The following is an 11,818-nucleotide window of genomic DNA, read 5'->3' on the forward strand; positions in this document are numbered from 1 at the left end:
CGGGCTGGGCGCTATCGGAGCGCCGCCAGCCCGTCTGGCCTCAGATCTCGGCCAGTTTGGTCGCCGATTCACGGCCGTCACGGCCGGCTTCGATTTCGAACGACACTTTTTGACCGTCTTGCAGGCCGGCCAGGCCCGAACGTTCGACGGCAGAGATGTGCACGAACACGTCTTTCTTGCCGCCGTCGGGGGCGATGAAGCCGAAGCCTTTGGTGCTGTTGAACCATTTCACGGTGCCGGTAGCCATCCCGTGTGTCTCCTCAAGTAGTGCCGCTCGCGGAAGTGCAGCGGCTTGGCTCGTCAGATATCGATCGATGAACTGACAGCCGCGTAAGGGAAGACAGTGGTCGATAGAGATAACGTCGCGAACCGCTCTATGCGGCTTTTCCCGAGTCGCTGCAAGAAAAATTCGCGGCTTGGCGGGGGGCGGGACGGCCTGTCGCAGTGGCGGCCCGCAGCAAGGGCCGGGCCTGCGGTTGCCCGACATTGCCCGCGAACCGGACGGGACCGGCAGGCGCCGGGACGGAACGCGGAGAAAACCGCGCCGGTGCCGCCTGTTATTCTGGCCATCGCTTCCTAATTAAAGGACATTGCGGCCGGATGATCCGGCAAGACGCGCGAACGGGAAGGTGCATGGCACGGCAAATAGGTCTCTCCGTCCTGCTTCTGGCTGGCACGCTTGCGCTTTGGGTTTTCTTCGTTCCGGGGGCACGACCCTGGCTCGACCGGATCGGTGTCGGTGCCCTGCTGGGGCTGGCGCCTTCCGCACCCGAGGCGGGGACGGGCCCCTCGGGGCCGCGTGCCGGGCCTGTGGCCGTCACCGTCGAGGAGGTCGCGGAAGGTCGTATCCGGGACCGGGTGGCCGCCATCGGCGACGGCCGCGCGCTGCGCTCGGTCATGCTGCGTTCGAAGGTCACGGGCGAGGTGGTCGCGATCGGTATCCGCGACGGCGATCGGGTGGCGGCGGGCGATCTGATCGTGCAGCTCGACGACGAGGCCGAGCGTATCGCGGTCGACCGCGCGCAACTGGTTCTGGAGGATGCCCGCGACGAGGCCCAGAGGGTGAGGCGCCTGGAAACCACCGGGGCCGTCACCGAGGTCCGGCGCCGCGAGGCCGATCTGGCGCTTAGAACGGCCGAGCTGGAGCTGCGCCAGGCCGAATTCGATCTGTCCGAACGCACCGTTCGCGCGCCCTTTGCGGGCTGGGCGGGGGTGCTCGACATCGCTGTCGGCGACCGGGTCTCGAGTCAGGACGCGCTGGCCAGCATCGTCGACCGCAGCCGCATCCTGATCGACTTTCACGTCCCCGAGCGGGTGGTCGGAGAGGTCAGGGAGGGGCTGGCCCTGAGCGCGCGGCCGCTGGGCATGCCGGGCCGGGTGCTGGAGGGGCGCGTCCATGCCGTCGACAATGCCGTCGACCCGGCCAGCCGCACGCTGCGGGTGCAGGGCGAGCTGGACAATGCCGACGATCTTCTGCGCGGCGGCATGTCCTTCGAGGTGGTGCTGAATTTCGAGGGCGAACCGCTGCCCATGGTCGATCCGCTGGCGGTGCAATGGTCGAGTTCGGGCGCCTATGTCTGGGCGCTGCGCGATGGCCGCGCGGCGCGGGTGCCGGTGGCGATCCGTCAGCGCAATGCCGACAGCGTGCTGGTCGAGGCCGATCTGGCGGTCGGCGAGCCGGTGGTGGTCGAGGGGCTGCAGACGCTGCGCGAGGGCGCCGAACTGCGCGTCGCCGGGCCGCAGGCGGGGCGGGCCCTGCCGCGTCCGGCGCGCGACGCGGGCTAGGGAGGGGGCCATGCTGCAGGAAGCGCTCCGCGAGGCCGAATCCGGCGGTACGTCGCTTTTCGTAAGGCGTCCGGTCCTGGCCCTCGTGCTCAGCGCGCTGATCGTGCTGGCCGGGCTGGCGGCCCTGTTCGGGGTCGAGATCCGCGAGCTTCCCAATGTCGACCGCCCGGTCGTCACCGTCACCACCGAGTTCACCGGGGCCGCGCCCGAGACCATCGATCAGGAGATCACCAGCCGGATCGAGGGCGCGGTCGGCCGGGTCTCGGGCATCCGCTCGATCGAGTCGAATTCGCGCTTCGGCCGCAGCCGGGTGACGCTGGAATTCGCCGAGGATGTCGATATCGACGTCGCCGCGACCGATACCCGCGATGCGGTTGCCCGGATCCAGCGCGAGCTGCCCGACGAGGCCGAGGATCCGCGCGTGGTCAAGGCCGATGCCGATGCCCAGCCGGTGATGCGGGTCGCGGTGACCTCGTCCCGGCGCTCGGCCGAGGCGCTGACCGAGATCGTCGAGGACCGGATCGAGGATCGGCTGGTCTCGTTGCCGGGCGTGGCCGATGTGCAGGTCTATGGCGACCGGGCGCCGATCTTCCGGGTCGATGTCGATCAGGCGCGGCTGGCCAGCCGCGGGCTGACGCTGGCCGACTTGGCAGAGGCGCTGTCCGATGCGGGCTTCAACGCTGCGGCGGGTGATCTCGAGGGCGGGCGGCAGAGCCTCAGCGTGCGCACCACCGCCATGGTCGTCTCGGCCGAGGCCTTCGAGGATCTGCGCATCGCCCCCAATGTCTTCCTGCGCGACGTGGCGCGGGTCGATCTGGGCCCCGAGCCCAACACTTCGGTCCTGCGCGCCAATGGCCGGACCGGGATAGGCATGGGCGTGATCCGGCAGGCGGGCAGCAACACGCTGGACATCTCGCGCGAGGTGCGCCGGACCGTGGCCGAGCTCGACCAGAGCCTGCCCGACGACATCTCGATCTTCGTCACCTCGGATGACGCGGTCTTCATCAAGGGCGCCATCGCCGAGGTGCTGAAGACGCTGGGGCTTGCCGTTGCCATCGTGGTTCTGGTGATCTTCTTGTTCCTGCGCGATCTGCGCGCGACGCTGATCCCGGCGCTGACCATGCCGGTCTCGCTGATCGGCACACTGGCCGCGATCTATCTGGCGGGCTTCTCGGTCAATATCCTGACGCTTTTGGCGCTGGTGCTGGCCACCGGCATGGTGGTCGACGATGCCATCGTGGTGCTGGAGAACATCGTCCGCCGCCGGGCCGAGGGCATGGGGCCGCGCGCGGCCGCCGTGCTTGGAGCCAAGCAGGTCTTCTTTGCGGTCGTCACCACCACCGCGACGTTGGCCGCGGTCTTCGTGCCGCTCTCGTTCCTGCCGGGGCAGGCGGGGGGCTTGTTCCGCGAATTCGGCTTTACCCTCGCGATTGCGGTCGGGATCTCTTCGGTCGTGGCGCTGACGCTTTGCCCGGTGCTGGCCAGCCGCATGCTGGCGCGCGCGCCCGGCACCGGGACCGGCGCCATGGCCCGGCTCGGCGCGGCGCTGGCCGGGTTCTACCGCCGGAGTCTTGCCGGCGCGCTGGCGCTGCCCGTTGTGGTGGTGACGGCGGCGCTCCTGTTCGCCGCGACCGCCCTGCTTGTGGCGGGGGGCGTGCGGCAGGAACTGACGCCGCAGGAGGACCGCTCGGTCGCGCTTCTGAGCATCCGGGCGCCGCAGGGCGTGTCGCTCGACTATACCCAGTCCAAGATGGCCGAGATCGAGGACGCCATCGCGCCGCTGCGCGAGGCGGGCGAGATCGTCAACCTCTTCTCGATCGCGGGCTCGGGCGGTTCGGACAGTCGCGGCTTCATGGTCTTCACCCTCGCCCCCTGGGAGGCGCGCGACCGCAGCCAGAACGAGATCGTGACCGATATCAACACCCGGTTGCAAGACGTGATCGGGGTGCGCGCCTTCGCGATCCAGCCCAATTCGCTGGGCATTCGCGGCGCGGGCAGCGGCATCAGCGTGGCCCTGACCGGCGAAAGCTATGACCGGCTGGCCGAGACCGCCCAGGCGCTGGTCGAACGGATCCGGGATGACGGCGCCTTCGGCGAGGTGCGGCTCGATTTCGAGCGTACCCAGCCCGAGCTGTTCGTCGAGGTCGACCGCACCCGCGCCGCCGATCTGGGGATCGACATCTCGGGTCTGGGCGATGCATTGAGGGCCTTCCTGAACGGGCGCAGCGTCGTGTCGGTCTTCGTCGGCGACCAGAATTACGACGTGCAGCTTGTCTCGTCGGCCGAGCCGGTCGATGACCCGGGCGATCTCGAGAACATCTTCGTGAAAAGCGCGGGCGGGCGGATGGTGCCGATCTCGACCTTCGTGCGGCTCGAGGAACGCCCCGTCGCGCCCGATCTCGACCGGCTGGATCAAAGCCGCGCGGTCTCGATCTCGGCCGATCTGGGGCCGGGGCAGTCGCTGGGCGGCGCCTATGAGCGGATCGTCCAGCTGTCGGACGGGCTTCTGTCCGAGGATAACCGCATCCTGCCCAAGGGCGCCGCGGCCACCATGGGCGAGACCAATTCCGGGCTGTTGCTGATCTTCGGCTTCGCCATCGCGGTGGTGTTTCTGGTGCTGGCTGCGCAGTTCGAAAGTTTCATCTCGGCCATCGTGGTGATGGCGACGGTGCCGCTGGGGCTGGCCTGCGCGATCTTCGCGCTGCTCGTGACCGGGCAAAGCCTCAATGTCTACAGCCAGATCGGGCTGGTGATGCTGGTCGGCATCATGGCCAAGAACGGCATCCTGATCGTCGAATTCGCCAATCAGTTGCGCGACGGGGGCGCGACGGTGCGCGACGCCATCTTCGACGCGGCGACGATCCGTTTGCGCCCGGTGATGATGACCATGGTCTCGACCGTGCTGGGCGGCGTGCCGCTGATCCTGTCCTCGGGGGCGGGGGCAGAGGCCCGCGAGGCGCTGGGCTGGGTCATCGTCGGCGGGCTGGGACTGGCCACGCTCTCGACGCTTTACCTGACGCCGGTCGCCTATCTGCTGCTGGCGCGGTTCTCGCCGCCCCGGGCCGAAGAAAAGCAGCGTCTCGTGCGCGAACTGGAGGAGGCACTGGCAGGATGAGAGTGCGGGCAGGGTCCTGGTCCCGAAAACATGAGGCCCGGGCGGGGGTAGACGCCCGGGCCGTGTCAGCGGCGGGAGGCGCCGGTGAGGGAGCCGGCCAGAGGGGGGGCTTCGAACCTCGCCGATCCGCTGTCATCCATGGTGGAACGCGTCAGAACGCCGCGGGTTCCGGTGGCTGTGCGACATTGTCTCCGGGTCCGGCCCGGATCCGGCGGAGCTGCGGGGCCCGTTGGGGCCGGGCATCGGGCGCATCGGGCCGACGCTTCCCGTCGTCCCCTGGCCATGGTCTTTCCGGCGGTGCCCGTGCTGGCCGCCGGAGCTGCCGATGATGGGCGGTTGGGGCGAATTCGCGGCCGCCTATGCGGCGTTCCTGCTGTCGCATGCGCTGCCGGTCCGGCCCGGGGTGCAGGCCCGGCTGAGGCGCTGGCTGGGGCGGCGGGGCTATCTGGCGGCCTATGTTGCGGTGTCGCTGGCGGCCTTGGGCTGGCTGATCGTGGCCTCGGGCCGGGCGCCCTTCATTCCGCTCTGGGCGCCTCTGCCCTGGCAGCTCGGGCTGCCGGTTCTGGTCATGCCCTTCGTCTGCCTGCTGATCGCGGCGACGCTTGGCGCCCCCAATCCGCTGAGCTTCGGCGGCGCGGGGAATGCGCGCTTCGACCCCGAGCGGCCGGGCATCGTCGGGCTGACGCGGCATCCGCTGCCGGTGGCGCTGACGCTCTGGGCGCTGGCCCATGCCCTGGCCAATCCCGATCTGGCGCATCTGCTGATGTTCGGCGGCTTTGCGGTCTTCGCGATGACGGGCAGCCGGGCCATCGACCGGCGCAACCGCCGCCTGATGGGGGCGGAGTGGGACCGGCTTGCCGCCCGCACCGCTACCCTGCCTTTCGCGGCACTTCTGAGCGGGCGCTGGCGCCCCTCGGGGCCGCCGCCGCTTTGGCGGATTGCCCTGGGCCTTGCGCTCTGGGCAGGGCTTCTTGCCGCCCATCGACCGGTGATCGGGGTCGCGCCATTTCCGTTCTGACCCGCGTCGTCCGGTCTCTGCCGGACGACGCATCGATCACGGCCTAGGGCGCGGGAGCCGATGGCGTCATCACTGTGCTGATAGGAAATCCCCTGGAGCGGGCGATGAGATTCGAACTCACGACCCTTACCTTGGCAAGGTAATGCTCTACCCCTGAGCTACGCCCGCATCCATTGGGTAGGCGGGATGTATAAACTCTGGCCGGGGGCTGCAAGTGGAAAAATAGCCTCTCGCCTGCGGCGAGATTGCCGACAGGACGGATCGCGCGCCAGGACGCGCCTCCGGCCAGAGGCCGGTTCCAGTCATCGGTGCTGTTCGAGAAAAATTGGAGCGGGCGATGAGATTCGAACTCACGACCCTTACCTTGGCAAGGTAATGCTCTACCCCTGAGCTACGCCCGCATCCATTGGGTAGGCGGGATGTATAAATTCCGGCCGGGGGCTGCAAGTGGAAAAAGCGGCCCGGGACGGAAAAATTGCTTTCGGGGATTTGGAAGGCCTGTGGGCAGATCCCGGGTACGGATAAGGTCGTGCGGGATCTGCGCAGGCAGGGGCTGTCCGCGCGCCCCCAGGTGGCCGGTCGCGCGGGGCTAGAGCCGGAAGGTCTCCGACCTGAGGCGGCGCAGGCGATCCATGATCTTGAGCTTGCCCATCGCGTTCGGCTGTTCCGGCTTCTTCCAGGACTTGCGTTTGGGTTTTACATGCACCTTGCGGATCACTCCGGTCGGGTCGATCGTGCTTTCTAGGCTAGGCGCCTGCAGGAAGAGGCCGGGTTCGGAGAACAGGAGATGCTCCTGGCTTCGGTTCCTGAAATCATCGGCAACTGTCCTGATCGGGGTCTCGGCCGCAACGGTGCGCCGCGCGGCTTCGCGCGAGATGACATAGGCATGAGCAAGCCAGATATTGTGATCCTTCCCGGCATCGCGCACGATCCAGCGGTGCCGGAAGCCGACGCCGCATCCGGCCAGAACGCGGTTGACGTTCCTGGGGCGCCGTCGCCGCTTGACGCCGAGATGCAGGATGAAGGATGCGCCCTGTCGGCCATGTTCGGCAACGGGCTTGAGGAGGTCCGGCAGCACGTCAAATGCCCGCGGGTCGGCGGGGCGGGCATCATCCTCGAAGATCAGGGCGAGAGGATGGTCCGAATTCGCGAGCCATTCCAGGACGCGCCTGTGGGACAGCGCGCACCCGATTTCGCTGGGAAGGGGCCTGCGCCCGATCGACTTGGCAAAGTAGTCCATATCCGCGATACCGGCCAGCTCGGCCTCATCGGCCTTGCGCAGATCCGATGCCGGCCAATAGCCCCCGACCAGGTCCGGGGGAAAGCCCGCCTGCCTGAGATCGGCGCGGCGCGCGGTCGCGTCGTCGAGCGAGATCAGCGCGACAGGGATGATATCGGTCTGGGGGCTGTCGCGCGCGGCTTCCGCGTCCCGCCAGCTGGCGAGACGCGGCCGGTTCTTGGTCTTTGTCATTCGAACTCTATCAAGAGGTCCTTGGCATCGATCTGCTGGCCCGGCGCGACATGGACGGCCTTGATCCTGCCGTCGCGTTCCGCGTGCAGGCCGGTTTCCATCTTCATCGCCTCGATGGTCAGCAGCAGATCGCCCTCCTTGACCTCCTGCCCGGCGGCCACGGCGACGGTCGCCACCGCCCCCGGCATCGGCGCGCCGACATGGGCCGGGTTGCCGAGCTCGGCCTTGGGACGGCGGGCGACGCTGGCCTTGGCCCTGCGGTTCGGCACCCGGATCACCCTGGGCTGGCCGTTCAGCTCGAAGAAGACCCGCGCCTCGCCATCCTCGGCGGTCTCGCCCACCGCCTGCAGCCGGATCACAAGGGTCTTGCCGGGGTCGATCTCGGCCTCGATCTCCTCGCCCGGCTCCATCCCGTAGAAGAAGGTGCGGGTCGGCAGGGTGCGGACGGGCCCGTATTGCAGGTGCCGCGTGGCATAATCGGTGAAGACCTTGGGATACATCAGATAGCCGTTCAGGTCCTCGTTGTCGAAGGTCAGATCCTCGAACTGGGCCTCGATCTCGGCGCGGATCATGCCGATATCGGCCGCGGGCACATGCTTGCCGGGCCGGTCGGTGAAGGGTTCCTCGCCCTTGAGCACCTTCCGGCGGATCGCGTCGGGGAAGCCGCCCGGGGGCTGGCCGAGATTGCCGCGCATCATGTCGATCACGGAATCGGGGAAGGCCACGTCATGCGACGGGTCCTCGACCTCGGCACGGGTCAGGCCCTGGCTGACCATCATCAGCGCCATGTCGCCCACCACCTTCGAGGAGGGCGTCACCTTCACGATGTCGCCGAACATCTGGTTCACCTCGGCATAGGTCTCGGCGACCTCGTGCCAGCGCTCCTCAAGCCCGAGGCTGCGGGCCTGGGCCTTGAGATTGGTGAACTGCCCGCCGGGCATCTCGTGCAGGTAGACCTCGGAGGCGGGCGCGGACAGGCCCGATTCGAAGGCCGCATATTGCTGGCGCACGGCCTCCCAATAGGCCGAGATCTCGCGCACCGCGCCCATGTCGATGCCGGTCTCGCGGGGGGTGTTGCGCAGCGCCTCGACGATCGAGCCGAGGCAGGGCTGCGAGGTGCCGCCCGAGAAGGCGTCCATGGCGGCATCGACCGCATCGACGCCGGCCTCGGCCGCGGCAAGGATCGTGGCGGCCGAGATGCCCGAGGTGTCATGGGTGTGGAAATGGATCGGCAGCCCGACCTCGTCCTTCAGCGCCTTGATCAGCACCGTCGCCGAGGCGGGTTTCAGGAGCCCGGCCATGTCCTTGAGCCCCAGGATATGGGCGCCCGCGGCCTTCAGCTCACGGCCCATGGCGACGTAATATTGCAGGTCGTATTTGGCCCGGGCCGGGTCGAGGATGTCGCCGGTATAGCAGATCGTGCCTTCGCAGAGCTTGCCGGTCTCGAGCACCGCATCCATCGCGACGCGCATGTTCTCGACCCAGTTCAGGCTGTCGAAGACGCGGAAGACGTCGACCCCGGTCTCGGCGGCCTGCTTGACGAAGCCCTGCACGACATTGTCGGGATAGATTGTGTAGCCGACGCCATTGGCGCCCCTCAGCAGCATCTGCGTCATCACGTTCGGCATCGCCGCGCGCAGGTCGCGCAGCCGCTGCCATGGGCATTCCTGCAAAAACCGGTAGGCCACGTCGAAGGTCGCGCCGCCCCAGCATTCGACGCTGAAGAGCTGCGGCAGGTTATGGGCATAGGCGGGCGCCACGCGGATCATGTCGATCGAGCGCATCCGGGTGGCCAGCAGCGACTGGTGGCCGTCGCGCATCGTGGTGTCGGTCAGCAGCAGCTGTTTCTGCGCCGCCATCCATTCGGCCAGCCCCTCGGGGCCCGACTGTTCCAGGATCTGGCGCGTGCCGGGCGCGTAGCTTTCGCGCCGGGCAAGCGGCGGGCGCGGGTCGCGCGCCTCGGCCGGGGGCTTGGCCCGGCCCGTCGTCTCGGGATGCCCGTTGACGGTGATGTCGGCGATATAGGTCAGGATGCGGGTCGCCCGGTCGCGCCGTTTCTCGAAGCTGAACAGCTCGGGCGTCTCGTCGATGAAGCGGGTCGAATATTCGTTGTTCAGGAAGGTCGGGTGCTTCAGCAGGTTCTCGACGAAGGCGATGTTGGTCGAGACACCCCGGATGCGGAATTCGCGCAGCGCCCGGTCCATCCGGGCGATGGCGGCCTCGGGCGTCGGTGCCCAGGCGGTGACCTTCTCCAGCAGCGAGTCGTAATAGCGGGTGATGACCGCGCCCGAATAGGCGGTGCCGCCATCCAGCCGGATGCCCATGCCGGTCGCGCCGCGATAGGCGGTGATGCGGCCATAGTCGGGGATGAAGTTGTTCAGCGGGTCTTCGGTCGTGATCCGGCATTGCAGGGCATGGCCGCTCAGATCGACATCATACTGGCTGGCCACGCCGGTCGCCTCGACCAGGCTTTTCCCTTCGGCGATCAGGATCTGGGCGCGGACGATGTCGATGCCGGTCACCTCTTCGGTGACGGTATGCTCGACCTGGACGCGGGGATTGACCTCGATGAAGTAGAAATTGCCCGTCTCCATGTCCATCAGGAACTCGACGGTACCGGCGCATTCGTAATTCACCGCCTCGGCGATCTTCTTGCCGAGATTGCACAGATGCTCGCGCTGGGCGGCCGACAGATAGGGGGCGGGGGCGCGCTCGACGACCTTCTGGTTGCGGCGCTGGACCGAGCAGTCGCGCTCCCACAGATGGTAGATCGTGCCATGCTTGTCGCCGAGGATCTGCACCTCGACATGGCGGGCGCGGGTGATCATCTTTTCAAGATAGCCCTCGCCATTGCCGAAGGCGGCCTCGGCCTCGCGCCGGCCCTCACGGACCTTCTCGGCCAGTTCCTCGGGGCCGTGGATCGGTCGCATGCCGCGCCCGCCGCCGCCCCAGGAGGCCTTGAGCATCAGCGGATAGCCGATCTCCTCGGCCTGGCTGGCGATGGCCTCCATGTCGTCGCCCAGCACCTCGGTCGCGGGAATGACCGGTACGCCGGCCGCGATCGCGACCTTGCGGGCGCTGGCCTTGTCGCCGAGCGCGCGCATGGTCTCGGCCTTCGGACCGATGAAGGCGATGCCCTCGGCGGCGCAGGCCTCGACGAAGGCGGGGTTTTCCGACAGAAGCCCGTAGCCCGGATGGATCGCGTCGGCGCCCGACATCTTGGCGACGCGGATGATTTCCTCGATCGAGAGATAGGCCTGGACCGGGCCCAGCCCCTCGCCGATCTTGTAGGCCTCGTCGGCCTTGAACCGGTGCAATCCCAGCTTGTCTTCTTCGGCATAGACCGCGACGGTGCGCTTGCCCAGCTCGTTGGCGGCGCGCATCACGCGGATGGCGATCTCGCCTCGGTTGGCGACGAGAACCTTGTTGAAGTCGGTCAAGTTGGGGCCTCCCTGGGGTCGTTTCGGGCCGTGACATCGGATCGCGGCTGATTTCTGTCGGTATAAAGCTGCGTTGCGGCGAAGCAAGTGTGAACGGGGCTGTAGACCATGATGGGACCGGTCGCTTGACCTCCGGGGCGGGCAGGGTATCGGTTCCGCATGCCCAGCGAAGTCGAACTTACCGCGATCCTCTGTGCGCTCGTCCTCGGGGGCGAGACCGAGACCCGCCACGGCTATGTCGTCGCGGGCGAGGCGCGCCATGTCCGGGTCGATTGCGAGACCCCGACCCATGTGATCGAGGTCGGGCTCGACGGGCGCCGCTCCGCCTACGATTCGCGGCATCAGTCGCTGTTCGCGGCGCATCTGACCGGCAAGCTGCCGATGATCGTGATGATCGACACCGATGGCCGCGAGGAACCGGCCGAATTCCAGGTTCGCACGGTGGCAGGGATGGCGGGGGTCAGCTACCTGGCGCTCGATGCCGGTTTCCTGCTGCGCTGGCAGCGAGAGCGGCCTGGGCGCAAGGGCTCGGACCTGCCGGTCCTTCGCGACGGCGCCACTTCAGGACATTGACAGCGGGGTGACGGTGAGGACGCGGCCGTCGCGGGTGGTCTGACAGCGCCAGGTGCCGTCGCGTCCGGCCATCTCCATGTCGATCCAGAACCCGGCGGCGGTGCGGCCGCTGCCGATCCGGAAGATGCCCGCTTCGGGCTGATGGAAGCGGGCGGCCATCTCGGCGGTGCAGGCGGGGGCCGAAGCCTCGGGCGGCTGTGGCAGCATTTCGGGGGTGATGACCTTCGGAACGCCGTTTTCCGGCCGTTCCGGCGTGCCGCAGGCTGCCAGAGCGGCCAGTGCCAAGCCTGACAGAAGGATGCGGTATCGACTCATTCGCTTTTTTACCCCTGTTTGTTCCGACTATTCGCCTTATGCGCGAAATTGCAACGACGGCGGCAAAAAATGCCCGAAAACGGGAACGGAATGGGAACACT

Annotated in this window: 8 protein-coding genes and 2 tRNA genes; 4 read left to right on the forward strand and 6 right to left on the reverse strand. The window is 67.8% G+C overall.

Annotated elements, in window-relative coordinates; translation table 11 throughout:
• Nucleotides 1–40 precede the first annotated feature (40 nt).
• Nucleotides 41–247 (reverse strand): cold-shock protein, encoded by a 207-nt coding sequence (locus tag ACK8CO_RS15830; protein WP_080616964.1) that lies wholly within the window; start codon nt 245–247, stop codon nt 41–43.
• 386 nt (nt 248–633) lie between these two features.
• On the opposite strand from ACK8CO_RS15830, the gene ACK8CO_RS15835 reads away from it, so the two are divergent.
• From ACK8CO_RS15835 to ACK8CO_RS15845, 3 genes are all read left to right on the forward strand, one after another.
• Entirely contained in the window at nt 634–1,785 is a 1,152-nt protein-coding gene (locus ACK8CO_RS15835) for an efflux RND transporter periplasmic adaptor subunit (protein ID WP_414897248.1), read from the forward strand.
• A gap of 10 nt (nt 1,786–1,795) precedes the next feature.
• Nucleotides 1,796–4,900, forward strand: a complete 3,105-nt coding sequence (locus ACK8CO_RS15840) for an efflux RND transporter permease subunit (protein ID WP_414897249.1) — start codon at nt 1,796–1,798, stop codon at nt 4,898–4,900.
• 325 nt (nt 4,901–5,225) lie between these two features.
• Complete coding sequence (locus ACK8CO_RS15845) at nt 5,226–5,918, forward strand: NnrU family protein (protein WP_414897250.1); 693 nt, start codon at nt 5,226–5,228, stop codon at nt 5,916–5,918.
• A 93-nt stretch (nt 5,919–6,011) separates the two neighbouring features.
• Here ACK8CO_RS15845 and ACK8CO_RS15850 read toward each other — a convergent pair.
• The 4 genes from ACK8CO_RS15850 to ACK8CO_RS15865 form a co-directional block, all read right to left on the reverse strand.
• Nucleotides 6,012–6,086 (reverse strand) — tRNA-Gly (locus tag ACK8CO_RS15850).
• A gap of 158 nt (nt 6,087–6,244) precedes the next feature.
• Nucleotides 6,245–6,319, reverse strand: a tRNA-Gly gene (locus tag ACK8CO_RS15855).
• Nucleotides 6,320–6,507: 188 nt separating this feature from the next.
• Nucleotides 6,508–7,389, reverse strand: a complete 882-nt coding sequence (locus ACK8CO_RS15860; RefSeq protein WP_414897251.1) for a glycosyltransferase family 25 protein — start codon at nt 7,387–7,389, stop codon at nt 6,508–6,510.
• The gene (locus tag ACK8CO_RS15865) at nt 7,386–10,829 is read right to left on the reverse strand and encodes a pyruvate carboxylase (RefSeq protein ID WP_414897252.1); all 3,444 of its coding nucleotides are present in this window, start codon (nt 10,827–10,829) and stop codon (nt 7,386–7,388) included. The genes ACK8CO_RS15860 and ACK8CO_RS15865 overlap by 4 nt, the downstream gene beginning before the upstream one ends.
• Before the next feature lie 159 nt (nt 10,830–10,988).
• On the opposite strand from ACK8CO_RS15865, the gene ACK8CO_RS15870 reads away from it, so the two are divergent.
• Entirely contained in the window at nt 10,989–11,402 is a 414-nt protein-coding gene (locus ACK8CO_RS15870; protein WP_414897253.1) for a hypothetical protein, read from the forward strand.
• Here the strand turns inward: ACK8CO_RS15870 and ACK8CO_RS15875 are convergent.
• Nucleotides 11,391–11,717: a hypothetical protein gene (locus tag ACK8CO_RS15875; RefSeq protein ID WP_414897254.1), complete on the reverse strand. Its 327-nt coding sequence runs from the start codon at nt 11,715–11,717 to the stop codon at nt 11,391–11,393. The genes ACK8CO_RS15870 and ACK8CO_RS15875 overlap by 12 nt on opposite strands.
• Between the last annotated feature and the right edge of the window lie 101 nt (nt 11,718–11,818).

It is taken from the genome of Rhodovulum sp. HP10 (genome assembly GCF_047553435.1).
Taxonomy (GTDB): Bacteria; Pseudomonadota; Alphaproteobacteria; order Rhodobacterales; family Rhodobacteraceae; genus Rhodovulum.

Bases quoted from the DNA above. Each gene is read 5' to 3' on its own strand.
- ACK8CO_RS15830 (WP_080616964.1), bottom strand. From the start codon at position 247: ATGGCTACCGGCACCGTGAAATGGTTCAACAGCACCAAAGGCTTCGGC.
- ACK8CO_RS15835 (WP_414897248.1), top strand. From the start codon at position 634: ATGGCACGGCAAATAGGTCTCTCCGTCCTGCTTCTGGCTGGCACGCTT.
- ACK8CO_RS15840 (WP_414897249.1), top strand. From the start codon at position 1,796: ATGCTGCAGGAAGCGCTCCGCGAGGCCGAATCCGGCGGTACGTCGCTT.
- ACK8CO_RS15845 (WP_414897250.1), top strand. From the start codon at position 5,226: ATGATGGGCGGTTGGGGCGAATTCGCGGCCGCCTATGCGGCGTTCCTG.
- ACK8CO_RS15860 (WP_414897251.1), bottom strand. From the start codon at position 7,389: ATGACAAAGACCAAGAACCGGCCGCGTCTCGCCAGCTGGCGGGACGCG.
- ACK8CO_RS15870 (WP_414897253.1), top strand. From the start codon at position 10,989: ATGCCCAGCGAAGTCGAACTTACCGCGATCCTCTGTGCGCTCGTCCTC.
- ACK8CO_RS15875 (WP_414897254.1), bottom strand. From the start codon at position 11,717: ATGAGTCGATACCGCATCCTTCTGTCAGGCTTGGCACTGGCCGCTCTG.